Consider the following 25668-nt stretch of genomic DNA (forward strand, 5'->3'; position numbering starts at 1 on the left):
AGTCAGTTAGCCTACGCAGGCCCGGGTCATCGCCATCAGCTGGCGCACGTCGTCCGGGCGGGTGTTACCACTCACCTTATCAATAATCGAACTATAGATGTGAGGAATGATTTTGCTCACTCCGGCATCCAGGGCGATCTGCAAAATTTCAGTGAAATTATCCAGATCGATACCGCCGGTGGGCTCCAGCCAGAAGTCATGACGGGCGCAAGCCTGGGCGACTGCAATGTATTCCTCACGGCACTTCAGGCCACCCATTGGGAAGTATTTAATCGAGCTCCCCCCCATGTCTTTGAGCAACGCAATCGCGGTTTCTACCGGCACAATGCCGTCCGGCGTCTGGCTGCTCAGCGGACCGGTGGAGATTTTCACCCTGCCCGGTGTGCCAGTTGGCGAGACCAGACCGTTGACCACCGTCTCCTTCTGACCCAGCAGCGCGCGGCTGGTCGCCACGCCGGTAAAGACCTGATTAACATGCTGTGGCTGCACCTGACGGGAGATTTCACTGACCATCGCCGACTGGTTGGGATCGCCCGCCCCCAGCCCCACGGAGAGGGCATTGTCGATAAGCGCTGCGTATTCACGCATATCCGCGACCGCGCTTGCGACATCCGGGTAATTTTTTGACAACACACCGACCAGCACGTGTCCTTCCGCCGCCGCGTAAATATCCCGGGCATTTTCTTTGGAGCCCGCCAGCACGTTCAGGCAGACGCGGTCGCGATAAAAGTTAGGGGTCAGTTTCATGCTTTTTTCTCCTGCGAAATCACTTCACCAATTCGACGGGCCACAATCTCCAGTTGCGCGCGATCCACGCTGCGCACATCGGCTTCGATAATGCCTTCGTTAGCTTTGTAACCACGGAAGTAAATCGCGTACTCTCCCTGCTTGAGCGCGTCGACCAGTTCACCTGTGGCGATGCCGGTTGCCGCTTCGTCAAACTTAATTTCCGTGCGCGCGATGTCGCGCCCTGCGCTGTCCCACACCACGCGGGCGCTTACGCCGTGAAGCTGGTTTAACGCATTAATGAACGGCGTCATTTTCTCGACCATCTCCGCGCCGCTCTCTTTCTGCGCGTTCAGATACAGTTCGATGGCGCAGGTCAGGCCAAGAATCCCCTCTTTACCCACCTTCATCGCCCGGCCAATCCCCGCGGTCTGGCGCTTCACCCACTCAACGTATTGGGTTTTGCCAATCACCAGGCCGCTGGTTGGCCCTTCAATCGCTTTCGCACCGCTATAAATCACCAGATCCGCACCAACCCGGTAGTAGCACTGCAAATCCTCTTCCGCCGCCGCATCCACGATTAGCGGCAGATTATGCGTACGCGCCACCACCGCAGCCTGTTCCACGCTGAGCATACTTTTCTGGACGCAGTGGTGAGATTTGATATACAGAATGGCCGCCGTGCGTGGCGTAATGGCCGCCGCCAGCTGAGCGGCGGAACATTCGTTGGCATAACCCGCTTCCACTAGCTTGCCGCCGCCGAGCGCCACCATGGTGCCAACCGGAGCGCCAAAGTTGACGTTGTGGCCTCTGGGCAGCACGATTTCGTTGTTCTCGATCGGCGCGACGTGCAGGTTCTCCAGCAGCCAGTCGCTGTCCTTAACCAGCACTCCAGCCACTGACAGGGCGATTCCGGCCGAAGCGCAGGAGACGACGGTTGCCCCTTCCACCTCCAGCAATTTCGCAATGTAGTCACCGGTCTTATTGACCAGGTCTTTCATCTCAAAATATTGATTCATCCCCGCCATTGCGGCCTCAACCACTTCTGGTCGTGGCGTAGAAACGCCGAGCGCCGTCATGCGGCCTGAGGTGTTAATCACCTGTTTTAAATTGTATTTCTCAAAAATCGAAGGCATGTTCCGCGCTCCCTTGTTCGGTCATATAGCCCTTGCCCGCACGTATTGCGGCAAGCGGCACCAGCAGTTGTTCAGCCTGCAGGCTGTCGTTTTCTGCATCTACCAGCACGGTTGGCTGGCGCTTAAGCGTAAAGAGGGTTAAATCGGCATCCAGACCAACCTGCAGTCGCCCTTTCTGTTTCAGGCGCAGACCATCGGCGGCATTGGCAGTAACGCACTCAATGACCTGCGGTAGCGACATCCCAATGGCGAGAAATTTCGACATCACATTCGCCAGGGAATACACCGGGCCGCTGATACGGTTGCGACAATAAATATCGGAGCTGATGGTGTGCGGCAAAATCCCCAGACCGATAGCGCGTTTTGCCACCGCAAAGCTCAGGCTGGCGGTGCCATGCCCAACGTCCAGACGCACACCGCGTGAAATCGCCCGCGTCACTGACGCCCGCAACTCGCCTTGCGGCGTCAGAATGCGATTCGGCTTACCGTTGTAGCAGTGGGTAATGATGTCGCCCGCGGTCAGGCGTTCGACGATCTCATCCAGATCCGGCGGATTGTTGCCGATGTGCACCATCAGCGGCAGGTCACCGTTCTGCGCTTGCATCGCTTTGGCGCGCTCCAGCGGCGTAATGCCGTTTTCACCGACCACGCTGCTGCTCATGCGCGCCTTCAGGCCGACGATAAAATCAGGATGGCGCTTCACCGCCTGTCGCACCGCATCGGCGTCAATGTTGGCCATATTAGCCAGCTCGTTCTGGGCGATAAGCCCAACGCGGGAGATATTCAGCAGCGCATACACTTCGGTGGTCGCTTCCCGGGTCAGGGTATAAAAATCATCGATATCATCCGCCCCGGTACTGCCCGCATCCACCACCGTGGTAACGCCGGCAGCTATACCGACGCTGTCCGGTTGGTCGTGATAAATCGGGGATTTCGGATAGCAGTGAACGTGGGAATCAATCCAACCTGCGCTGACGTAGTACTCGCCGCCCAGTTCGATGGTTTTCAGCGCCGGGCCATCAACGTCGCCCAACGCCGCAATTTTGCCGTCTTTGAGCGCAATATCGCTCACCGTATCGTCAACGAGGCGCGCACGGCGCAGGAGTAAATCAAACATCGCTCTCTCCTTTGCCGGATGGCGGCGCAACCGCCTCATCCGGCCTACAAATCAACAGTTAGCTAATGGCAATCGGGAAGATGGACCCGAGGATCATCGCCCCAAGGATCGCCCCGCCGGTGATCGGTTTCTGCCACAGGTAAAACAGCAGCGCGCCCGCCAGTGAACCGATGCCGATAGGGATAGACGCCGTCATCGCGCTGAGGATAATCAATGGTCCGAGGAAGCGGCCGGAGGCGTTACCGGCCCCCATCATGACATCCGCACCGTAGGTCGAGTCGCTCTGATTGATGGTGAACTTACGCGCCAGAATAATGATGTAGCCAATCGCCAGACCAATCACCAGACCGGTGACCAGCGACGCTGCGAAGTTGGCAACCGGGAAGATAATACCTGCGCCCAACAGCAGCGCCGGAACACCTAACCCGACCCCGGTCTGAATCGCCCCGCCAATATCCAGAATCCCCACCAGCGAACCTTCAATGATGCGGGCAAACAGGAAGCTTGCACCAAATGCCGCCACCGCCCCGTAGGAGCCGGTGTCCATTCCCGCCTTCAGCATCGCCACAAAAGCGACTTCGTTAAATGCGCCAATACCGTACAGGTAGTACATGTGCGTTCCGGCAAATACGCCAGAGGAGAGCAGGCCAACGAAGATCGGGAACGACCAGTCAGCGAACCAAAAACCTTTATTCTGTTCCATGATGGCCTCCGTTATTTGCCGCTGAGCGAGTTGTGGATCAGTTCGAGCCAGTTAGGCACAGTCAGATGGAAGGATTCGATCATCTTCATGTCGAAGCCGCGGAAGAAGCCGCTCAGGACAAACAGCGCGACGATAGCCACCATCATCACTTTAGTGACGTGGTTCCAGCCGCTCTCTTCCACGCCTTTACCGATCAGAATGCCAAGGACCAGACCCGGAACGGCGTTGCCCATAATCAGCTGCGCCGCGCCGCCAAAGACGGTGGCCCAGAAGCCTGATTTTTTACCGGCATCGATCGCCGCCAGCCAGAAGATCACTGGCATCACGGTGTTAACCAGCAGGTTAGCCGCAGGCACCAGCACCTTGACGGCGGTCACCTGCAACGCTTCCGGTACGGATGACGCCGTGAGGTTCAGGAAGGTCACGACGATCATCCCGATAACGCCGCAGGCAATCGCCATGCGCTTGGGATCGTGCAGCGTTTCACCGACGTTGCGGTTTTTAACCATCAGCGCAGCAGCGCCCCAGTTGGGGATGATGCGATGGTCGACGTCTTGAGTGAACGCCCCCGCCGCAACAGAGGAAGCCCAGGCGTTAAAGAAGAAGCCCAGGCCGAACGAGAAGTGAGAAGCCGGATCCCCTTCGCAGGAATTCAGTTCTCCCAGAGTACGAAACGCGCCCATCCCTTGAGTGGTAGGCGCATGAAACATGCGTGCAGCCCCAGCGCCGACACCGACGCCAACCAGGCCGCCGATGATGAGCGATTTTATTAATATTATCAGGAACATAATTATGCCTTTTAATAAAGAATCAGCGTTGCGTAACGAAATCCACCTTGTCGAGATTGATGGCAGTCACGTTGACGGTCACGTCCAGCTCCACGCTGAAGGTGCGTCTTTCCCGGCGCAAAAAGAGGAATAAAAATGCCTCTTTGCGCACCGATTCACGCGCTTGAACAACCTGCACATCCTGTGGCTCAATACGCAGTAAGATATGCGGCGACGCTTTCATCACCGCTGCCTGAACGTGGTTCAGGGCATCGGCAAAGGCGCGCGCTTTGGCCTCGCCCTTGCCAGTGACTCTCACCGTGGTGGTGAATTGTTCTTTCATGCTTAAGCGCCGTGTTTCTTTTGCCACGCCTGTACCAGGCGCTCACCGAGTTCTTCTTTGTCCATAAAACCGAACCCCAGCACGTTGCAACCTTCGTTGATGGCCGTGACCCCTTCATCAACCGAGCGCATGCCGTATTTCGCCTTGTAGCCGTATTTGGTCTGCGCGGTAATCGCACCCGCGCCGCCACTGCCGCAAAACGAGATGCCAAAGGTGGCGTTTTCCGCTTTCATCACGTCACCCAGCTTCATATCTGCCGCAACGCCCGGCACCACAACCGCACGGCCGCCCGCTTTCTCAACGCCTGCCGCCACTTTCTGGCCTTTACCCAGACGATCGCCAATCACTACGGTAATCTGTTCCATCTTTTGCTCCTTAAAGGTTGTCTTTCGCGACTTCGAAGTGCACCGACAGCAGCCAGGCCTCTTCCTCAGGAAGATTGCCAAACTCAGCGACCACGTCACGGGCAAGCGCCATTGATTCGGCAGAAATTTCATCAAACAAGCTGGCATCGACTTCTGGTAAGGGTTCACCCGTTACCGAGCGGTGCGCCATGGCGCGAACATGCGACGTCAGCATCTGTTCCTGTACAGCGTTGGGAATAATGTGGCGTTCACGCAGCAAGGCATACACCTGCGCCAGCATGCGGTCGGCCAGTTCCACCGATTCCCCCATGTCATTCATTACAGCTCCGTTATTCACTCGTCTTACCCCACTAGTGGCTCTGAGGTTAACTTAGCGGCGGGGGTTAAAAGTTTGTAGCGAGTTGTTTTCCACTTCGAAGTGGAAAGGGGCGCAGCGATAGTGATCTGTGCCGCAAAAAGGGCCGGGACCACGATTAATCACTGGAAGAATGTGATTGAGATCGCAAGAGTGAGCAGCAAAATGGAAGGAAATGCGAACAATGAATGGACGATAAAAATGAAAAAATGTGATGGGGATAGCGTTTACTTATGGGATGCAGTGGCGCAACGTCTTATCCGGCCTACGGTTATGCAGGCCGGATAGAGTAGATTAGCGGAACTTCTTGTGGTTTTCGTTGCGCGTTTTTTTCAGGTCTTCCGCAACGGCTTTCGCCTCTTTGACTTTACCTTCGTTCGCCAGTTTAAGCGCGCCGTCAATCTGACCGATCAGCGTGTCAAAGCCGTGGCGGAAATCTTTCATCTCCGCACTGTCCGGGGATTTGCTCTCCAGCTTCGGTGGCGTTCCCTTTTGAGCATCCAGCGCGGCTGCACGCATGTTGGTCAACGCGTCTTTCAGTTCAGTCGCATTGTCCGTTTTTTCGACGATCTTCAGGTTGTCGTTGAGGATCCCCATGTCATCTTCGAGATCGGCTGCAAACGCAGAAGAACCAAGAACCAGCGTTGAAGCCGCGACGATCGCTAACAGGTGTTTACGCATTGCTCACTTCCTTTTTTATTATTAAAAAATTAACGCCTTAACGAGTATCATTGCCCGGCGATTTTCATCTCCGGTAACAATACCGAACCACACTGAATATTACTGCGCGTTTCAATATCGTTGCCTACGGTCACAATATTGCGCCACATCTCTTTTAAGTTCCCGGCGATGGTAATTTCACTCACCGGATACTGAATTTCGCCGTTTTCGACCCAAAAACCCGCCGCGCCGCGCGAGTAATCGCCGGTAATGCCGCTTACGCCCTGCCCCATCAGCTCGGTAACCACAAGACCCGTGCCCATCTCTTTGAGCAACTGCTCGAAGCTTAGACCCTGTCCTGGAATTCGCCAGTTGTGGATCCCGCCCGCATGACCGGTGCTCTTCAGTCCCAGCTTACGTGCGGAATAGTTGGTCAGCAGCCATTGGGTCAGCACGCCGTCTTTAACAATGTCACGCCGTTCGGTCCGTACGCCTTCGCTGTCGAACGGCGACGACGCCAGCCCTTTCAGCAGGTGCGGATGTTCTTCAATAGTCAGCCATTCCGGCAGAATTTGTTTGCCCAGCGAGTCGAGCAGGAAGGTGGATTTACGGTACACCGAACCACCGGCAATCGCGCCGACCAGATGTCCGAACAGCCCAGTCGCCACTTCGTTGGCAAAAATCACCGGCGCTTTCATGGTGGAAAGTTTACGCGGAGAGAGGCGAGATAAGGTGCGGCGAGCACAGTCTGCCCCCACCCATTCCGGCGTTTGCAGATCGCCCATCGCCCGGCCAATGGTGTAGGCGTAATCACGCTCCATATCGCCATTTTCTTCCGCGATGACGCAGCTGGAAAGAGAATGACGCGTAGAGCAGTAGCCCTGCAGCATCCCGTGGCTGTTACCAAACACTTTGATGCCATAGTGGCTGTTAAAACTGCCGCCTTCGGTATTGGTGATACGCTTGTCGGCCTGTAGCGCCGCCTGTTCAGCGCGGGCTGCCAGTTCGATAGCTTCGTCAGGGGAAACTTCCGCCGGGTGGAACAGATCCAAATCGGGCGCATCAAAGGCCAGCAGTTCTTTATCTGCCACGCCCGCGCACGGGTCCGGTGAGGTGTAACGTGCAATATCCAGCGCAGCCTGCACGGTACGTGCAATCGCCTGCGGGCTTAAATCGGTGGACGATGCGCTGCCCTTACGGTTTTGGTGATAAACCGTAATCCCCAGCGCGCCATCGCTATTGAATTCTACGTTCTCCACTTCACCATAACGGGTGCTGACGCTAATACCCGTGGTCTTGCTCACAGCGACTTCCGCGCCATCCGACTTACCTGACGCTAATTCCAGTGCCGTCGAGACCGCTTCTTCCAGAATCTTACGCTGCGCTTCAACTTGTGAGATTACTTTCATCGCAAATGCCATAATGTAGAGAGAGTTTCTCTGAAGTCTAACAGAGAACCGTTTTTCAGTGCGCATCTTAACTGGTAACATTAGCCTCTTTTTTTAAGGAGCCTGACATGACTAAGCAGCCCGAAGACTGGCTCGACGACGTTCCCGGTGATGACATCGAAGACGAAGACGATGAAATTATCTGGGTTAGTAAAAGTGAAATAAAACGTGACGCCGAGGAGTTAAAACACCTGGGTGTGGAACTGGTAAAACTGGGGAAAAACGCGCTGGATAAAATCCCGCTCGACGCGGATTTACGTGCCGCGATTGAGTTGGCCCAGCGTATTAAGATGGAAGGTCGCCGCCGCCAGCTGCAGCTGATTGGCAAAATGTTGCGCCAGCGCGATGTTGATCCTATCCGTCAGGCGCTGGACAAGCTGAAAAACCGTCACAACCAACAGGTTGTACTGTTTCATAAGCTTGAGCAACTGCGCGATCGCCTGATCGCCGAAGGTGATGATGCGGTAGCGGAAGTGCTGAACCTGTGGCCAAACGCCGATCGCCAGCAGCTTCGTTCTCTGGTTCGCAATGCGAAGAAAGAGCAAGAAGGCAACAAGCCGCCGAAATCAGCACGTCAGATTTTCCAGTATCTGCGTGAACTGGCGGAAAACGAAATCTAACCTCTTCGTCTGCAGAAAGTGCCGGATGATGTAAATACTTCATCCGGCCTGGATTCTGTGCTCTTACTGCTGGGGCTGCATTTCGCCCATAGCGTTCTCTGACTGACTCTCTTCATGCAGATACTGCTTATCTAAAATCTTCACGAACGGTGTATAAATCGCGGTGGCGATAACCAGATTCACGGCCTGTAAAACAATGCCTGAAATCCCGGTGGTGAGGAAACCAGAAATAAAGATCGGCGTTGTCCAGGGAATGGAGATACCAGAGGTGGGGGGAACCCAGCCGAATGCGATAACCACATAAGTAACCGTACACAGCACCATTGGGGTAATGATAAACGGGATAAGCATCAGCGGATTAAGCACGATTGGCAAACCAAAAATAACCGGCTCATTAATGTTAAAAATTGCCGCCGGTGCCGCCAGCCGTGAGAGCTGCTTTAATCGCGTACTTTTGGCAACCATAAAGATGCTAATCAACAGTGCCCCGGTAAAACCCGTACCGCCGGCAATCAAATAGACATCCCTGAACTGCTGAGTAATGATGTTGGTCGCTACCAGCCCGGCCTGAGTTTGCGCCAGGTTCTGCGCACTGAGCGTTTGCCAGATAGGCCCCATTACGGATGTCATGATAGAGTCGCCATGGATCCCAAAGAACCAGAAGAAACTGATCATCATCTCAGCAATCAGTTGCGATAAGAGGGAATTCCCCAGATACAGCAACGGCTGTTGCAGCATGACGCTGATAAATTTCCCCGGCGTACCAAAAGGCGTGTTCTCAAACAGCACCTTGACGATAATCCAGAACAGTAGCACTAAGAAGATAGGTACCAGCGATTTAAACGACCTGGCAATCTCTGGCGGGACACTCGCAGGCATCTTGATGGTGAAAGCCCTGTTTTCCAGAAACTGAACCACCTCGATGGTGACCACAGTAACGATAATCCCTAAGAACATCGATTCAGAGCTAAAGTCGAGCAACGCGTAAGCATCGGCGACGATTTCTCCCGATCCTGTCGTAATATGACCAGGCGACATTAAGAAGAAGAGCGCCACCGGTAAAATAGCGGAACTTTGGCTGAGATTAAGCTTTTCAACTAACTCCTTTGAGAAGGTGATAATCACCAGCAGCGTCATTAATCCGTAGCTGGCGTTAATCCCGTAATTGAGCTTATCCAGCACGCCGTCCCCTAACAGCGAAATCATAAACTCGTGATAGCCGTTAACAGGAAAGTTGGTTAACAATACGAAAAATGAACCGACAATCAAAAAGGGAATCAGGGCAATAAACGCATTTTTTAGTGCGGTCAGGTAGATGTTTGACGAGATTTTCTCGGCCAGTGGCAACATCTTTTGTTCGAGTAGAGAGGTTATGCTCATGCCCGCTTACCCTATAAGGTTTTTTGTCACGTAATAATTAACCTGCGGGAACTGCTTGATATAGATGGCAGGAACCTGAGTGTGGTGCGCATCGCCGTTAACAATCTCCTGATAAATATCTTTTTTCGCATCGTGGTTGATGATGACAATCACTTTTCCAGCCTTGATGATTTTATTCAGCCCGACGGTAATACCCTCGGTGAGGGTGACATCTCCGGAGAAGTATTTATGGCTGGCGACGTTAATTGTTACGTCATCCAGTTGAGTTTGTAGATAATCCTCATCAAACGGCACGCCCGGCTCGTTTAAGCCGATATGGCCGTTCATTCCCACGCCCAGAATTACATAGTCAAACTCTTCACCGTTGAGCACGGTTTGGTAATGGGCAATATTTTGTGCCGTAGAGGCAAACGGATTGAAATGGACTAACCGCACCGGATAGGCACATTTGTGCACAAAGTCCTGATTAATCATGTTCAGGCAGCTACCATCTGATTCGCTGGGCACGTTGACCCACTCATCCAGCGCAAAGAAGGTAAGGCGTTCGGCAAACGGTGTCGCTGCCAGTGCTTCGTAAATCCAGTGAGGCGTGCTACCGGAGGGGATCAGCACGCGAGAATGTGGTTTGAGCGCGGATAGCTCACTAACGACCTGTTCAGCCAGCGCGGCATTGGTATCAAACGTTGTACATTTCATCCGTTTCTTCTCGCTATTAAAGTGATTCAATCTTTTTGGCGAATAAAGGAAGATACTTTTTATTGGCCAGCAGCATCTCTTTGACTAACGCCACGCCCGAAGTGTCGCTTGAGCATAATGGGTTGAAAATAAAGCCAGAAATAAGCGCTTGATAATCGCCGGTGGCGGCGGCTTTAACGATCTGCGCTTCATAGTCTTTCATCATGGAAACAATCCCTTTCGCAGGAGATGGGATCTCACCAGTACAAATTGGAATCGGACCATTACGGGTAATCACACAGTTCACTTCAACTACCGCCTCTTCCGGTAAATTAGTGATAGCACCGCCGTTACGAACGTTGACGGTTTGAATGCTCTTATCGTCGAGGTAAATAGCGCGAATAACGTTCAGCGCGGCGGTGGAATAAAGCGCACCGCCGCGGGCTTCCAGCTCTTTAGGCTTATCCTGAAGCGTAACGTCGCTGTATTTTTTAAACAGTTCGGCTTCGATATTTTTGACGATCTCACCCCGTGATTGCTCGGCTGCTTCCTGCTCGGCCAGCATTTCAGTCGTCTTGAGGTAGTATTTTAAATAGGAAGAGGGGATCAGATTGGTGGCGGCCAGCAGCTCTTTATTAAACTGCTCATTGCTGATGTTTTTAAAGCTCAATGCATCGACGTCAGCGGCGTTGATTATCTCGATGGTTTCACGGGTACGGTCGACGCCGTTATGCAAAATTTTGGTAATAAAGTTCATATGGTTGGAGCCTTTGAACTCGACGTATAAATCCTCTACGTTGGCATTCAGCAGCCCGGCCACCTGATGGGTCATATTGACAGGACCATTGCACAGGCCGATGACCCGATTGTTGTGGCTGTATTTGAGTACCGCTTCTGTCACCATGGAAGCTGGATTGGTGAAGTTAATCAGCCAGGCGTTTGGACAAATCGCCTTCATTTCATTCGCTATTTCAATGATGACCGGAATGGTGCGCAGAGCTTTGAACATCCCGCCCGCGCCATTGGTTTCCTGGCCAATAAAACCGTATGACTTCGGCAGTTTTTCATCAACGATTCGGGCATCGATACCACCGACGCGCAGTTGAGTCACCACGAAGTCGGCACCCAGCAGCGCTGTTTTGCGGTCAAAAGTTTGGATGACATCAATTGGTAAATTTGCTTTGGCAAGCATTCTTTTGGTGAGATCGAAAATGATGTTCATTTTCTCTTTACCCATTTCAACGTCGACAAAAGCGATGTGAGAGATGGGAAGCTGGTGGTAGTTTTTAATTACCCCCTCAATCAGTTCTGGCGTATAGCTGCTACCCGCACCAATCACCACGAGTTTTAGTTTTTTCATTAGTCTTCTACTTTTGAATTAAATTTCAACGACACTTTTCTGACATTGGATAAATGGAAAAGCATAATATCTACGATGGCTATCTGTATCGGATAGCTTATATTTTCGAAAGCAGTATCTTTAATAATGGCGTTTTTGTAGATCAAGACTGCATCGGCCTTAAGCGCCAGCGTAGAGTTTTCCCGGCTGGTAATCGCGGCCACCTTGATGCCGTTTTTTCTGGCATTAAAAATTATCTCTTCCAGCATTTCTGACTCACCGCTGTTGGAAACAATCAGCATACAATCGTTAGCGGTCAGAAAGCGGCTGCGGACATTACAGTTGGTGTAGTCTGTTTCATTGAGGATATTAAAGCCCAGCACCATCAGATTATAGCTAACATAGTTCGCCACGCTATCTGATGTACCGTATCCCCAGGTGATAATCGTATTGCAGTCGGACAAAAAATCACAAAAGACTTTGACTTTATTCTCAGACACTCTGGCTAAAGCATCCTGCATTTCTTGTATATATTCGCTAACAAACGCGTTATGGTGCTGCGAGTTTTGCGATCTGGAGAATACGTCCCGAATGTTGACCTTAAACTCCTGGAAATTATTAAAGCCTAATTTCTTTACCAGCTTAGAAATAGATGGCGCGGTAGTATAAACGCGATCTGCCAGTTCATGAATTTTCATTTTATAAACATCAGCAGGGTTCTCCTGACAGAATTTATAAACTCGCAGTTCATTATTGGTTAAATTTTTTCGCATGGAGCGCACCTTTTATTATGTGGCACTTACGCCACATTGGCTCTCGAGGGGATATTAGCAAGGGAAAAGCGGAAATAGATTTTATGATTTAGAAATTAATTTCTGCGATCTGAGTTATAAATTTCCATATGGAGGCTTCCCATTCCGTTGAGAAGTATGGCGTAACCAGAAGGCCGGATGGCAACGGAGATCGTGCTCCTGAGAAAGTGCCGGATAACGGTGTAAACACCTTATCCGGCCCACAACGGATCGTAGGCCCGGTAAGCATAGCGCCACCGGGCATTTTTTACTCTTCTTCTGTCTGGGCTTTCTTCGCCAGGCCATCCAGCAGTTTTTGATGGATGCCACCAAACCCGCCGTTACTCATCACCAGGATGTGATCGCCAGGCTGTGCAGTTTTCACCACCATATCTGCCAGCGCATCCACATCGCCGCTCCAGTGCGCAGGCTGAACGCAGGCTTCAGCGACTTCTGCTACCTGCCACGGAATATGCGGGGGTTGCAGCAGGAACACTTCGTCCGCACGCCCTAACGACGGCGCCAGGTCATCTTTGCACAGGCCCATTTTCATGGTGTTCGAGCGTGGTTCCAGCACCGCGATGATGCGCGCCGTGCCACCCACTTTACCGCGCAGCGCCGCAAGCGTTGCCAGAATGGCCGTTGGGTGATGGGCGAAATCGTCATACACCGTCACGCCATTGGCTTCGCCGCGCAGCTCAAGACGACGACGAGCGTTGATGAACGAGCCCAGCGCATTGGCTGCATCCGCAGGCACGACGCCAACATGGCGCGCGGCAGCAATCGCCATCAGACCGTTGTGCATGTTGTGCTCACCTACCAGGCCCCACTTCACCACGCCAACATTTTCACCGTCCAGCCACACTTCCCATTCGGATGCATCAGTGGTCAGCTTTTTCGCCTGCCAGTGACCTTGTTCACCAACCAGCTCTTGTTCGCTCCAGCAGCCCATCGCCATCGTCTGTTTCAGATTGATGTCGTTTTCCGGATAGATAATGCGTCCCTGGCCCGGCACGATACGCACCAGGTGGTGGAACTGTTTCTGGATCGCTTTCAGATCGTCAAAGATATCAGCGTGATCGAACTCAAGGTTGTTGAGGATCAGCGTACGCGGGCAGTAATGTACGAATTTAGAACGCTTATCGAAGAAGGCGCAATCGTACTCATCCGCTTCAATAACGAAGAAGTCGCTCTCACCCAGGCGCGCGGAAACCTCAAAGTTACCCGGTACTCCGCCGATCACAAAGCCAGGCTTATAGCCGCAGGCTTCGAGGATCCAGGTCGCCATTCCGGCGGTGGTGGTTTTGCCGTGCGTCCCCGCAACCGCCAGTACCCAACGATCGCGCAGTACAAAGTCATGCAGCCACTGCGGGCCGGACATGTACGGAATGTTCTTTTCCAGCACCGCTTCCACACACGGATTACCCCGGGTCATGGCATTGCCAATGATCACCAGGTCCGGCTGCGGATCGAGCTGGCTGGCATCGTAACCCTGAATCAGATCAATGCCTTGCTTCTCAAGTAAGGTACTCATCGGCGGATACACATTGGCGTCCGAACCGGTTACTTCATGACCGAGTGAGCGCGCCAGCATCGCCAGACCGCCCATAAAAGTGCCACAAATTCCCAAAATATGAATGCGCATACGTCACTATCCTTTTTTAATCTGGGGGCCATTTTACGCACATGTCCGGCAAGTGAGAAACGCATTTCAGGATATTCCGTAGTTTGCTGGCGCGATTCACCTAAGCGCGGCAATGGAAATATTTGTTAATATTGTTGCGGTCGCTTTACTCCACATAAATTGCAGGGAAAGTGTTATGAAAACGTTAGGTGAATTTATTGTCGAAAAGCAGCACGAGTTTTCTCATGCTACCGGTGAACTCACTGCTTTGTTGTCGGCAATAAAGCTGGGCGCCAAGATCATCCACCGCGATATCAACAAGGCCGGTCTGGTCGATATCCTGGGTGCCAGCGGTGCTGAGAACGTGCAGGGAGAGGTTCAGCAAAAACTCGATCTGTTCGCGAACGAAAAACTGAAAGCTGCACTGAAGGCGCGCGACATTGTGGCGGGCATTGCCTCGGAAGAAGAAGATGAAATCGTCGTCTTTGAAGGCTGTGAACACGCAAAATATGTTGTGCTGATGGATCCTCTGGATGGCTCATCCAACATCGATGTTAACGTCTCTGTCGGTACTATTTTCTCTATTTATCGCCGCGTAACCCCAGTCGGCACGCCGGTCACGGAAGAGGATTTCCTGCAACCAGGCAACAAGCAGGTTGCTGCGGGCTACGTTGTTTATGGTTCTTCCACCATGCTGGTGTATACCACCGGCTGTGGCGTACACGCCTTCACCTACGATCCATCTCTGGGCGTATTCTGCCTCAGCCAGGAACGTATGCGCTTCCCGGCGAAAGGCAGCACGTACTCCATTAACGAAGGCAACTACATTAAATTCCCGAACGGCGTGAAGAAGTACATTAAATTCTGCCAGGAAGAAGATAAGTCAACTCAGCGCCCGTACACCTCGCGCTACATTGGCTCTCTGGTTGCGGATTTCCATCGTAATCTGCTCAAAGGCGGGATCTACCTGTACCCAAGCACCGCCAGCCACCCGCAAGGGAAGCTGCGTCTGCTGTACGAATGCAATCCGATGGCCTTCCTGGCCGAGCAGGCGGGCGGCAAAGCGAGCGATGGTAAAGATCGCATTCTGGATATCACCCCGGAAAGCCTGCACCAGCGTCGCTCCTTCTTCGTAGGTAACGACCATATGGTTGAAGATGTAGAACGCTTTATCCGCGAATTCCCGGACGCGTAATACGCTTTGCCGGATGAGACGTGTTAACGCCATCATCCGGCAAATTTATCCCCTACGCCGTTTGTACTTTAAACGCCGCCATTGCTTCGAGCAGCGCATGTGACTGCTCTTCCAGCGAGCGGGTAGCCGCTGAAGATTGCTGTACCAGCGCCGCATTTTGCTGCGCCGTTTCATCCATCTGAATCACCGCGATATTCACCTGCTCAATGCCGCGACTCTGTTCCTGCGACGCGCTGGCAATTTCACGCATCAGTTTGGTCATGCGCATCACTTCATTGGCAATCTCATCCATGGTTTCGCCCGCCTGCTGCGCCAGCTCGCTGCCTTCTCCCACGTGGGTGTGTGAATCGCTGATTAACGTGCGGATCTCTTTTGCCGCCTCGGCGCTGCGGCTGGCCAGATTACGCACTTCACCTGCAACGACCGCAAAGCCCCGCCCTTGCTCACCGGCACGCGCCGCTTCAACAGAAGCATTGAGCGCCAGGATATTGGTCTGGAAAGCAATACCGTCGATTACGCTGAGGATGTCGGCGATTCGGCTGGAACTGCCGGAAATATCGCGCATTTTCTCAATCACATAGCACACCATCTCACTGCCGCGATCGGCGGTATCCGACACCGATTTTGCCAACTGGTGTGCCTGTTCCGCGTTCTGCGCATTCTGTTTCACGGTCGCCGTGAGTTCTTCCATACTGGCGGCGGTCTGCTCCAGCGAAGTGGCTGTCGATTCAGTACGTTGCGCCAGATGCTGGTTCCCGGCCGTCAGCTCACGGCTACCAATATCAATTTGTAAACTGGCATCACGGACACGCTGTACCGAGTCGCCCAGCGCATGGCGCATTTCATCCATTGCCGCGTTCAGACGGTTGAATTCGGCGCTGGCCGACAGCGAGGTAACCGGCGACAAATCCCCCGTCGCCAGGCGTTCCAGTTGCTCAACCATATTATCCAGCGGCTTGAGAAACTTATTTCGCAGCATGAACCAAATCATCGCCAGCAATGCGAGGGCAGCCAACATCGAGGCACTCATAATACCGTGGTAAATCAAAGAAGTAATGATACGGGTAGAGGCATACAGCCCCATACCGCCGGTCAGCAACAGAAGGAACGTCAGCAGAGACAATAACACCAACAAACTTGATCGAATTGAAAGGGATTTTGGCATCGTTATATTTCCGGTTGTAGGGTTAAAACAGACCTGTACAGAACCTATCGACTACAACCGGAAAAAGTTTAGGTATTTAAATGTTTATTGAAAAATCAGGATGTTACTTTGGTGTTGCCGCCGTCCCCACTCTGGTTACTGGCGAGCTTTGACGATTTTCCCAAAGTACCGTCAGACCGCGCTGTAAGGCAATAAAAATAAACAATAAAATGCCAATCGCGATCTTCGTCCACCAGGAACTTAATGTGCCGTCAAAATTAATGTAGGTCTGGATCAACCCCTGAATGGCGACACCAAACAACGTTCCTAACACCGTACCGACCCCACCGCTCAACAGGGTTCCGCCAATCACGACTGAGGCAATCGCATCCAGCTCAACGCCGACGCCCGCCAGCGCATAACCCGCCTGGGTGTAAATTGAAAAGACAATGCCAGCAAGCGTCGCAAGCCCGGTCGACAGCATATAGATACGGATGGTCGTGCTGCGGGTTGAGATCCCCATCAGGTTGGCAGAGGTGGCGTTGCCGCCAATCGCGTAAACCTGATTACCAAAGCGCGTACGGTGCGCCAGGAATATGCCAATGACGACTACCGCCAGCATCAGCAATCCCATTGCACTCAGGCGACCGCCGCCGGGAATTTTCCATGCCAGGCTTGAGAGCATGTCATAAACCGGATGGTTAATTGGGATCGACTCTTCAGACACCAGATAGCTGACGCCGCGCAGGAAGAACATTCCCGCCAGGGTAATAATGAATGCCGGGATCTTCAGCGCATCAATCAGTAACCCCATAAACGCGCCAAACGCGCAGCCCATCAGCAGAATCAGGGGAAACGCCAACAGCGGAGATATACCCCAGTAGCCAATGGCCTTCGCCAGAAATACGCCGGTAAACGCGATCACCGAGCCAACGGACAGGTCGATCCCGCCAGAGAGAATCACGAAGGTCATGCCCACGGCGATGATGCCCAGAAAAGCGTTATCGGTCAGGATATTGCAGATAACTCTGGTTGAAGCAAAAGCCGGAAACTGTGTCAGGCAGTAGAGGTAACCCAGCACAAACACGCCGAGGGTGATCATCAGCGGTAAATTACGTTTTATCATGACCACGCACTCCTTTTATCAGGCTGATAAAGCGTTGTGATTGCACGACCAGCACACACAACACCACCACGGCTTTGACCACTTGATTTAGTTCCGGCGGGAAGCCCGACAGTAAAATCCCGGTGTTCATGCCCTGAATAATCAATGCCCCGACCACCGACAGCAGCAGATTAAAGCGCCCGCCCATCAGCGAGCCGCCGCCGATAACTACCGCCAGGATGGCATCCAGTTCCAGCCACAATCCGGCGTTATTGGCATCTGCCCCGCGGATATCCGCCGTGACGATAATGCCGGCGATAGCCGCACACAGACCGCTCAGCACATAGGTGAGCATCACGATAATGCGCGTGTTCACCCCGGCGTTTTTTGCCGCACGAATGTTGATGCCTACCGCTTCAATAAACATCCCCAGCGCCGTTTTACGCGTCAGTAGCCAGAACACCACCAGCGTTAACAGTGCAATGATCACTGGCGTGGGGAACAGTAAGAGCGAGCCGCTGCCAAACCACGACAGTTCGGGCGAATTGAAGGTGACGATCTGCCCGGAGGTGATAAGCTGCGCCACTCCGCGTCCGGCCACCATCAGGATTAGCGTGGCAACGAACGGTTGGATTTTGAGGATTGCCACCAGAATCCCGTTCCATAACCCTGCCAGAATGCCGGAGCCTAAGGCGGCAAGCAGCACCACCGGCAAACTGTGCCCGGCCACCGTCATCGCCGCGGTGGTGGCACCGGCAATAGCCATGACGGCGCCTACGGAAAGGTCGATGCCGCCGGTGGCAATTACCAGCGTCATGCCAATCGCTAACAGCGCCACGGGGGCGGCACGGTTGAGAATATCAATCGGGCTACCGAACAGCCGACCATCTTGCAAAATCACCTGATAAAAGTGCGGCGCGACCAGGCTATCCACCAGCAGCACCAGCAGTAGCGCCACCAGTTGTGGCATGCCCTTTGGCCAGCGGAATCGCCGTTGCGGCGGAGTGGATTGAGGGAGAGATTGAGGCATCACCATAGTCTCCTTAGGCCGCAATGGCGTTCATGATCGCCGGCACGGACAGTTCAGCCAGCGGGATCTCGGCCACCTGTTTGCGATCGCGCATAATAATGACCCGATCGGCATAGCCCACTAACTCTTCCAGTTCGGATGAAATCACCAGCAGCGCCAGACCATCCGCGCACAGCGTTTCGATCAGGCGGATGATCTCGGCATGCGCGCCGACGTCGATCCCACGCGTAGGTTCATCGAGGATCAGGAACTGCGGTTTGGTCAGTAACCAGCGCGAGAGCAATACTTTTTGCTGATTGCCGCCGGAGAGGAATTCGATCGGCTGTTCAGCGTTGGGGGTGCGAATTCCGAGCTGGCGGATAAAACGCTCGGCAATCTCATTTTGTTCTTTCCGCGGAATAGGCCGCAGCCAGCCACGCTGCGCCTGTAATGCCAGAATGATGTTTTCCCGCACCGAAGCGGCGGCGATAATACCATCCGTTTTGCGATCTTCTGGACAGAAGCCGATCCCCAGACACGAAGCCTGATGCGGCGATCGCAAGGTCTGCGCTTTGCCTTTGATCAGCGCACTGCCGCTGTCGGCGGGTTTAATACCGAAGATCACCTCCGCCGTTTCCGTTCGCCCGGATCCCAGCAGTCCAGCGAGACCGACGATCTCACCAGGACGCACCTGTAGATCAAACGGCGCGATGGTGCCTTTCTTGCCAAAGTCGCTAAAGGCCGCCACTGGTTTATCACTCAGCAACGTACGGCCCGCACGCTGTAGCGCATGGGTATCCAGTTCGCGACCCAGCATCATTTTGACCAGTTCGATCTGTGGCAGTTCGCGGGTTTCACGGCAGCCAACGAAGCCGCCGTTACGCAGAACGGTAATGCGATCGCTGACCTGATAGACCTGATCGAGGAAATGGGTAACGAAGATCAGACTGACGCCCCGATCGCGCAGATGCCGCATCAGGCCGAACAGCATTTCTACTTCCTGGGTATCAAGACTGGCGGTGGGCTCATCGAGGATCAGCACTTTCGCGGAGAGATCGATCGCCCGACAGATGGCGACGATCTGCTGCATCGCCACGGAAAAGCGGTTCAGCGGCTCGCGCACGTCGAGGGAAAAACCGTATGACGCCATTAACTCCGTCGCGCGTTTTTCCATCTGCTTGCGCAGCAGCAGGCCAAAACGCCGCGGTTCACGGCCAATAAACAAGTTATCCGCTACCGACATATTGGGCAGCAGATTCACTTCCTGATACACGGTACCGATCCCCAACTGCTGGGCATGGGCGGTATTTTTGGGGGAGATAGGCTGGCCTTCGAGCCAGATCGTGCCGCGATCTGCATGGTAAACGCCGGTCAGCGCTTTGATTAGCGTCGATTTACCGGCTCCGTTTTCTCCCAGCAGCGCCATAATCTCACCGCGACGCAAGCTGAAATCCACGTTATCCAGCGCTTTGACGCCGGGAAAGAATTTGCTTAATCCTTCGGTGCGGAGGATTTCCTGATGGGGGTCGGTGGTCATGGCATTCCTCCGGTACGAAATCACGGCCTTTTCGTAGGCCTGATAAGCGCAACGCCATCAGGCCTACGGAAGACCGGCAGCAAAACTAGTAGCCCATGTTTTTCTTCTTCTCTAACTCTTCTTTCGCCGTATCCGGCAGATAGAGGATCGACTTGGTAATGGTCAGCTTCTCAGGCATCGTGCCGTCTTTTTTGAATTTCTCCAGCGCGTCGAATGCCGGGCCTGCCATATTCGGCGTCAGTTCGACGCTGGCATTGGCTTCACCGTCAATCATTGCTTTGTAGATATCCGGTACGCCGTCGATGGAACCGGTCAGAATATCTTTGCCGGGTTTCAGGCCCGCTTCTTTAATCGCCTGGATCGCCCCGATCACCATGTCATCGTTATGGGCGTAAACCATGCAGATGTTCTTGCCATTGTTTTCCGCTTTGATAAAGCTCTCCATCACTTCTTTCCCTTTACTGCGGGTGAAGTCGCCGGACTGTGAGCGGATAATCTTAATGTTTGGCGCGTTGGCGATGGCTTCAGCAAACCCTTTTTTACGATCGATGGCCACGCTGGCCCCGACGGTCCCTTGCAGCTCAACGACGTTACACGGCTTGCCGTTCACCTGTTTAATCAACCAGTCGCCGATCAATTTACCTTCCAGCACGTTGTCGGCGGTGACCGTGGTCATATAGAGAGATTTGTCTTTTACATCGATGGAACGATCGAGCAAAAAGACCGGAATGTCGGCATCTTTAGCCTCTTTTAAAACCGGTTCCCAACCCGTTGCCACGACCGGTGCAATAAAGATGGCGTCAACGCCCTGCGCAACAAATGAGCGAACTGCTTTAATCTGGTTTTCCTGCTTTTGCTGGCCGTCAGCGATTTTCAGCGTAATACCACGCTTTTCAGCCTCGCTTTTCGCAACGTTGGTTTCTGCGGCGCGCCAGCCGGATTCAGAGCCAACTTGCGAAAATCCTACGGTTAAAGGGGCTGCCATTGCCATAGACGACATGGCTGCCGAAACTGCTGTGACTAAAAGTAAGCGCTTCCACATAAGTGCGTCCTCGTAGGGTGATTATTGTTGGTTAATAAACCGTCGCGAAAAAACTATAGACAATTGAGCATGTAACGAATTGCGTTACATCACACTTCAAAAAAGTAAATAAAACGTTAATCACAACTTTGTAATCGCTTTCATCTCGCTATGAAAAATGCGGCTGAAGATATGGATTTTTCTGTCACGAGAGAGGGGTAAAAAGAAGAAAATGAGCGCAGAGAAAGCGAAAACAAGCGGAGACATTCAGCGCGAGTTGGCTATAATACCCGCCACTTGTTTGCCATAGCTTATTTAAAGGAAACAGACATGAGCTTACTCAACGTCCCTGCCGGTAAAGACCTGCCGGAAGATATCTACGTTGTTATCGAGATCCCTGCCAACGCAGATCCGATCAAATACGAAGTTGACAAAGAGAGCGGCGCCCTGTTCGTTGACCGCTTCATGTCCACCGCGATGTTCTATCCGTGCAACTACGGTTACATCAACCACACCCTGTCTCTGGACGGTGACCCGGTAGACGTTCTTGTCCCGACTCCGTACCCGCTGGAGCCAGGTTCAGTGATCCGCTGCCGTCCGGTTGGCGTACTGAAAATGACTGACGAATCCGGTGAAGATGCGAAACTGGTTGCGGTTCCGCACACTAAGCTGAGCAAAGAATACGATCACATCAAAGATGTGACCGACCTGCCGGAACTGCTGAAAGCGCAGATCACCCACTTCTTCGAACACTACAAAGATCTCGAAGCGGGCAAATGGGTGAAAGTTGACGGTTGGGACAACGCTGAAGCCGCTAAAGCTGAAATCGTTGCTTCTTTCGAGCGCGCGAAGAAGTAAGTTCGCGTTTGCTTAAAACCCTGAACGCCAGTCTCTGGTTAGTAAGGGTTTTTAAATTTCTACGTTCTACCACCTCTCCCCTTCGCTGTTTTCTTTTTGACCTACCAGAATGGGTAGTCACATTTCATTTATCTTAATTGCGAATGAGACTAGATCTCATTATCATTCTCAGCATGTAAATAAATGTGAATAAAAGTCAATGAACCTCCACAATGTGAAGTCCCTGAAACGCTATTCCTGCGTGGCACTCGCCACAGCGCTGTTATTTACCAGCCTGTCCAGCGTGGCGCAGACGCTACCTGAGAAAGATTTTCTGACCCGCGATGTCGGTAACGGCGTGTATGAGCTGGCGGTTGATAGCCAGCAGAATGCACTTTTTGTCGCCTCGTCGCCGTCGTTTGATAAAGATAAAACCAGCGGGCTTATCTACAAACTCGATCTGGAGAAACTCACGACGACTGAAGTCATCGACACCAGCCGTCGTGCCTTTGCCACCGCGCTGGATGAAGAAAACCAGGTGCTGTATGTCGGCAACACGCTGGAAGGTTCAGTAACGCTAGTCGATACCCGCAGCGGTAAAGAGCTGGCGATACTGCAACTGAGCGAAGCCAAAAACCCGAAAGATATTGTTCATACGCGTGAAATGGTGCTCGATAAACAGCACCACCGTCTGTACGTTTCCGGCGTGGCTGAAAAAGGCATAGTCTGGGTGGTGGACACACAAAAGCGCGAGAAAATCGCCACCCTCGAGAACATGGGCCAGTACCCGACCGGCATGGCCGTGGATACAAATAAGAACCGCCTGTATGTTGTGAATGGCCGAAACGAGCTTATTACGCTGGATACCACCAACCATCAAATTATTAATCGCTTTACCATTGAGCCAGATAAAAAACATTTTTTCCTGAATATTGCCCTGGATGCAAAAAATAACCGCGCATTCCTGACCGATCCGGATTTAGCGGACGTACTGGTTGTTGATCTTAATACCGGTAAGGTTATTGCACCAATTAAGGTTATTAACTCGCTGGCAGTGATATATAACGAAAAACGCCAGGAAGTTTATATCACCCACCGTAATGCTAAACGCATTAGCATTGTGAACAGCAAGACCTACCAGGTAAAACAACGCATTGAAACCAATGCATTACCTAACAGCCTGGCGCTCTCGGCAGATGCTAACACCCTGTACGTCAGCGTCAAACAGTCGGAAAAAATGACAGGTGTGAAGCCCGACTACGTGCTGAAAATCGATCTCTCTAAATATTAATAATTAAAAAACTATCTGCACCTTGCAGCTTTTTTGAGCTGCAAGGTGATGTTTTTATTTTTTACTTTTCAGGTGTCTATATTATGAAAACGCGTCAACTTATTACGCTGACAGGGATCGTTGCATTCTCAGGCGGTGTTATTTTCCCCACCCAGGCAGAAGAACTCACCGAGACCTCACGCACTAGCGAAGATGAAATGGTGATCACCGCATCCGGATTCTCGCAGCAAAAACGCGAAGCGCCGGCCACTATTTCAGTTATCGATCGTAACACGCTGGATATTCAGCCGGACCGTAGCATCGGTGAAGCCATTAAAAACCTTCCCGGCGTCTCGGTCACCAACAGCAGCGGTATGAACGCCGGCAGCATTATGATCCGCGGCATGGACCCGTCCTATACCGCTTTTATGGTCAACAGCGTCAAACAAAATACCGGTGAATCTCGCCCTTACGGACATGATATTGGTACTGAAGCCAACTTCTTACCGCCAATGGAGGCCATTGAGCGTATTGAAGTTATCCGTGGGCCGATGTCCTCGCTGTACGGTTCAGACGCCATCGGCGGTGTGGTTAACGTCATTACCAAAAAACCGTACGGCGCAAAAGAGTGGACCACGGCAATTGCTGCCAATACCTGGCTGCAGGAGCACCAGTATTTAGGTAATACCAGCCAGATGAATTTGTTTACCATGGGGCCGATTGTGCCCGATGTTCTCGGCCTTAGCGTGGCGGCCGACTGGCTTGACCGTCGCGATGACGATCGCAATAACTATTTTGGCAAACACAATCGTAAATCCGTTGATATGACATTGGGCCTGGCCGCCAGCGAGAATAACCTGTTCGATCTCAACGTGGTCACCGGTGAGCAGGAAAAAAACCGTACCCAGAAACGCGGTGCGCCGTGGTCATGGCTGTTCGATCGTAACGCCGCCACCCTGACGCATACCGGCTGGTATGCAGACGACACCATCGCGACGACCAACTACATAAACTATGAAAAAGGCCGTTCGAAGTACGTTTATGACGGACAGTCCCCGCAGTATGTGCAGATGGAGAACTACGTCGCCAATTCGCAAACCACTTTCACGCTCGACACCCATAAACTGACCGTTGGGGCGAATTTCACGCGCGAAGAGCTGAATGACCGCTTTGATGTGGCCAACAAAACGCTGCCCGGATCTGACCCGGTGACCAAAATCAGCCGTAATGGTTGGGCATTGTTTGCTGAAGACGGTTGGAGCATTGGCGATTTCATCCTGACCACGTCAGCGAGGATGGACCAGGATGACAATTTTGGCACACATATTACGCCGAAAATGTACGGTAACTGGGCCTTTAGCAATGACTGGGCGCTGAAAGGCGGCGTTTCCGCAGGCTATAAAAAACCGGAGCTGCGCGCGACGTCCAGCAACTTCGTAACCCCTTACGGCTCAACCGTACCTTATCCCTTCCTCACCGTTGGTAACGACGACCTGAAACCTGAACAAAGCGTTAACTCTGAACTGGGCCTCTACTGGACGGGAGATGCGCTATCGCTCGACAGCACCGTCTTCTATACGCAGTTCAAAGACAAAATTGCTGAACAAACTATTTGTGAAACCACGTCGACGAACCAGTGCTCCGTCAACGGCTACAACGCGGATTCCGTCAGTAAATACTTCAACGTCAGCGAGGCGGATGTATACGGTATAGAACTGAATGCCGACTGGCAGATTACCGCCGATGTAAAAGCCAACGCTAACTACACCTGGAACCACAGCGAACAAAAAAGCGGCGTTAACAAAGGCTACGCGCTAAACGATTATCCGCGCCATATGGCGAATCTGTCGCTGAACTGGGCGGCAACGCAAAGCCTGGACGTATGGAGTACGGTGAATTATCGCAGCAGTAACCGCAACAGCGGCAATAACTATAAATACGATGACTACACGATGGTGGACGTAGGCGTACGTTATCAGCTCAATAAGCACACGCAACTGATGGCTGGGGTCTACAACGTGCTGGATGAGGATCCGAAACTGACAACCGCGTGGAACGAATCCGCACAGGTGGAAGGACGCCGCTATAACCTCGGCGCGCGCGTGGAGTTTTAAATCCAGAATAAAACAACGCCACCCGAGGGTGGCGTGTTCATATCAGTACTGGTCTCGGTCTAACCAGTTACCGCTTTCAATCAGCGTTAAGCCATCAACCGGACGTTGGTACACGTACATCCATGCACTTCCGTACGGCGTTTGAATTAACTGGCGTGCGTATTCACCGCCACGGGTACGCAGAGCGTCAAGCTCTGCCAGCGTGGCGTTATCAATACGATAAACTTCCCCGTGTACTGTTCCCTCTCCTGGAACGGCGCCTGGATAGTGGCCCAGGCTATACAACTGGTAGTTGTCGATACTGAAATTTCCCAGCAACAGGGCATTGGTCATCCAGTGGCTGTTGCCTTGTTTGGTTCGTAAACTGCCGTAGACAAATATTCGCAT

Annotated in this window: 26 protein-coding genes; 5 read left to right on the forward strand and 21 right to left on the reverse strand. The window is 52.6% G+C overall.

Annotated elements, in window-relative coordinates; genetic code table 11:
• Positions 1 to 6: 6 nt before the first annotated feature.
• The 10 genes from dagF to pmbA form a co-directional block, all read right to left on the reverse strand.
• Entirely contained in the window at positions 7 to 747 is a 741-nt protein-coding gene (dagF, locus tag HV311_RS22350) for a 2-dehydro-3-deoxy-phosphogluconate aldolase (protein WP_191220485.1), read from the reverse strand.
• Complete coding sequence (locus HV311_RS22355) at positions 744 to 1862, reverse strand: DgaE family pyridoxal phosphate-dependent ammonia lyase (protein ID WP_053389029.1); 1119 nt, start codon at positions 1860 to 1862, stop codon at positions 744 to 746. The genes dagF and HV311_RS22355 overlap by 4 nt, the downstream gene beginning before the upstream one ends.
• A complete protein-coding gene (locus tag HV311_RS22360) occupies positions 1846 to 2979 on the reverse strand; it encodes an amidohydrolase/deacetylase family metallohydrolase (protein WP_191220486.1) in 1134 nt (377 codons plus the stop codon). Before HV311_RS22360 ends, HV311_RS22355 begins: the two co-directional genes overlap by 17 nt.
• Before the next feature lie 58 nt (positions 2980 to 3037).
• On the reverse strand, positions 3038 to 3682 hold the full coding sequence (locus HV311_RS22365; RefSeq protein WP_003830379.1) for a DUF4310 family protein: 645 nt from the start codon (positions 3680 to 3682) through the stop codon (positions 3038 to 3040).
• Positions 3683 to 3693: 11 nt separating this feature from the next.
• Complete coding sequence (locus tag HV311_RS22370; RefSeq protein ID WP_005134210.1) at positions 3694 to 4470, reverse strand: DUF4311 domain-containing protein; 777 nt, start codon at positions 4468 to 4470, stop codon at positions 3694 to 3696.
• 22 nt (positions 4471 to 4492) lie between these two features.
• Positions 4493 to 4792 (reverse strand): DUF4312 family protein, encoded by a 300-nt coding sequence (locus HV311_RS22375; RefSeq protein ID WP_016151468.1) that lies wholly within the window; start codon positions 4790 to 4792, stop codon positions 4493 to 4495.
• 2 nt (positions 4793 to 4794) lie between these two features.
• Positions 4795 to 5157 (reverse strand): SFCGS family glycine-rich protein, encoded by a 363-nt coding sequence (locus HV311_RS22380; protein ID WP_003830384.1) that lies wholly within the window; start codon positions 5155 to 5157, stop codon positions 4795 to 4797.
• Positions 5158 to 5167: 10 nt separating this feature from the next.
• Entirely contained in the window at positions 5168 to 5476 is a 309-nt protein-coding gene (locus HV311_RS22385; protein ID WP_016151467.1) for a PRD domain-containing protein, read from the reverse strand.
• 330 nt (positions 5477 to 5806) lie between these two features.
• On the reverse strand, positions 5807 to 6193 hold the full coding sequence (gene cybC, locus HV311_RS22390; RefSeq protein ID WP_191220487.1) for a cytochrome b562: 387 nt from the start codon (positions 6191 to 6193) through the stop codon (positions 5807 to 5809).
• A gap of 47 nt (positions 6194 to 6240) precedes the next feature.
• A complete protein-coding gene (pmbA, locus tag HV311_RS22395) occupies positions 6241 to 7593 on the reverse strand; it encodes a metalloprotease PmbA (protein ID WP_047358563.1) in 1353 nt (450 codons plus the stop codon).
• 95 nt (positions 7594 to 7688) lie between these two features.
• Between pmbA and yjgA the strand changes: the two genes are divergently transcribed.
• A complete protein-coding gene (gene yjgA, locus HV311_RS22400; protein ID WP_016151465.1) occupies positions 7689 to 8240 on the forward strand; it encodes a ribosome biogenesis factor YjgA in 552 nt (183 codons plus the stop codon).
• Between the two features lie 63 nt (positions 8241 to 8303).
• Here the strand turns inward: yjgA and HV311_RS22405 are convergent, their stop codons facing one another.
• From HV311_RS22405 to mpl, 5 genes are all read right to left on the reverse strand, one after another.
• Positions 8304 to 9620, reverse strand: a complete 1317-nt coding sequence (locus tag HV311_RS22405) for a PTS sugar transporter subunit IIC (protein ID WP_191220488.1) — start codon at positions 9618 to 9620, stop codon at positions 8304 to 8306.
• A 6-nt stretch (positions 9621 to 9626) separates the two neighbouring features.
• Positions 9627 to 10316: a 6-phosphogluconolactonase gene (locus HV311_RS22410; protein WP_191220489.1), complete on the reverse strand. Its 690-nt coding sequence runs from the start codon at positions 10314 to 10316 to the stop codon at positions 9627 to 9629.
• A gap of 16 nt (positions 10317 to 10332) precedes the next feature.
• On the reverse strand, positions 10333 to 11655 hold the full coding sequence (locus HV311_RS22415; RefSeq protein ID WP_181598636.1) for a 6-phospho-beta-glucosidase: 1323 nt from the start codon (positions 11653 to 11655) through the stop codon (positions 10333 to 10335).
• Positions 11655 to 12407: a MurR/RpiR family transcriptional regulator gene (locus tag HV311_RS22420; protein WP_046275824.1), complete on the reverse strand. Its 753-nt coding sequence runs from the start codon at positions 12405 to 12407 to the stop codon at positions 11655 to 11657. The genes HV311_RS22415 and HV311_RS22420 overlap by 1 nt, the downstream gene beginning before the upstream one ends.
• Before the next feature lie 286 nt (positions 12408 to 12693).
• Positions 12694 to 14070: a UDP-N-acetylmuramate:L-alanyl-gamma-D-glutamyl-meso-diaminopimelate ligase gene (mpl, locus tag HV311_RS22425; protein ID WP_191220490.1), complete on the reverse strand. Its 1377-nt coding sequence runs from the start codon at positions 14068 to 14070 to the stop codon at positions 12694 to 12696.
• Between the two features lie 175 nt (positions 14071 to 14245).
• Between mpl and fbp the strand changes: the two genes are divergently transcribed.
• Positions 14246 to 15244 carry a class 1 fructose-bisphosphatase gene (fbp, locus tag HV311_RS22430; RefSeq protein WP_016151459.1) on the forward strand — a complete coding sequence of 333 codons (999 nt, stop codon included), beginning with the start codon at positions 14246 to 14248 and terminating at the stop codon, positions 15242 to 15244.
• A gap of 52 nt (positions 15245 to 15296) precedes the next feature.
• Here the strand turns inward: fbp and HV311_RS22435 are convergent, their stop codons facing one another.
• The 5 genes from HV311_RS22435 to ytfQ form a co-directional block, all read right to left on the reverse strand.
• A complete protein-coding gene (locus HV311_RS22435) occupies positions 15297 to 16409 on the reverse strand; it encodes a methyl-accepting chemotaxis protein (protein ID WP_191220491.1) in 1113 nt (370 codons plus the stop codon).
• A 103-nt stretch (positions 16410 to 16512) separates the two neighbouring features.
• On the reverse strand, positions 16513 to 17514 hold the full coding sequence (gene yjfF / locus HV311_RS22440) for a galactofuranose ABC transporter, permease protein YjfF (protein WP_016151457.1): 1002 nt from the start codon (positions 17512 to 17514) through the stop codon (positions 16513 to 16515).
• Complete coding sequence (ytfT, locus tag HV311_RS22445) at positions 17501 to 18523, reverse strand: galactofuranose ABC transporter, ATP-binding protein YtfT (RefSeq protein ID WP_016155534.1); 1023 nt, start codon at positions 18521 to 18523, stop codon at positions 17501 to 17503. The genes yjfF and ytfT overlap by 14 nt, the downstream gene beginning before the upstream one ends.
• A 13-nt stretch (positions 18524 to 18536) precedes the next feature.
• Positions 18537 to 20039 carry a galactofuranose ABC transporter, ATP-binding protein YtfR gene (ytfR, locus tag HV311_RS22450; protein ID WP_046275826.1) on the reverse strand — a complete coding sequence of 501 codons (1503 nt, stop codon included), beginning with the start codon at positions 20037 to 20039 and terminating at the stop codon, positions 18537 to 18539.
• 85 nt (positions 20040 to 20124) lie between these two features.
• Positions 20125 to 21081 carry a galactofuranose ABC transporter substrate-binding protein YtfQ gene (gene ytfQ, locus HV311_RS22455; protein ID WP_016151454.1) on the reverse strand — a complete coding sequence of 319 codons (957 nt, stop codon included), beginning with the start codon at positions 21079 to 21081 and terminating at the stop codon, positions 20125 to 20127.
• A 309-nt stretch (positions 21082 to 21390) separates the two neighbouring features.
• On the opposite strand from ytfQ, the gene ppa reads away from it, so the two are divergent.
• From ppa to HV311_RS22470, 3 genes are all read left to right on the forward strand, one after another.
• Positions 21391 to 21918: an inorganic diphosphatase gene (gene ppa, locus HV311_RS22460; RefSeq protein ID WP_003025726.1), complete on the forward strand. Its 528-nt coding sequence runs from the start codon at positions 21391 to 21393 to the stop codon at positions 21916 to 21918.
• 199 nt (positions 21919 to 22117) lie between these two features.
• Positions 22118 to 23188 carry a 7-bladed beta-propeller protein YncE gene (gene yncE / locus HV311_RS22465; RefSeq protein WP_191220492.1) on the forward strand — a complete coding sequence of 357 codons (1071 nt, stop codon included), beginning with the start codon at positions 22118 to 22120 and terminating at the stop codon, positions 23186 to 23188.
• Positions 23189 to 23271: 83 nt separating this feature from the next.
• Complete coding sequence (locus HV311_RS22470; protein WP_016155530.1) at positions 23272 to 25281, forward strand: TonB-dependent receptor domain-containing protein; 2010 nt, start codon at positions 23272 to 23274, stop codon at positions 25279 to 25281.
• 42 nt (positions 25282 to 25323) lie between these two features.
• Here HV311_RS22470 and HV311_RS22475 read toward each other — a convergent pair whose 3' ends face one another.
• Positions 25324 to 25668 (reverse strand): gamma-glutamylcyclotransferase family protein, encoded by a 345-nt coding sequence (locus tag HV311_RS22475; RefSeq protein WP_016151451.1) that lies wholly within the window; start codon positions 25666 to 25668, stop codon positions 25324 to 25326.

Source organism: Citrobacter sp. RHBSTW-00881, assembly GCF_013728515.1.
Classification (GTDB): domain Bacteria; phylum Pseudomonadota; class Gammaproteobacteria; order Enterobacterales; family Enterobacteriaceae; genus Citrobacter; species Citrobacter braakii.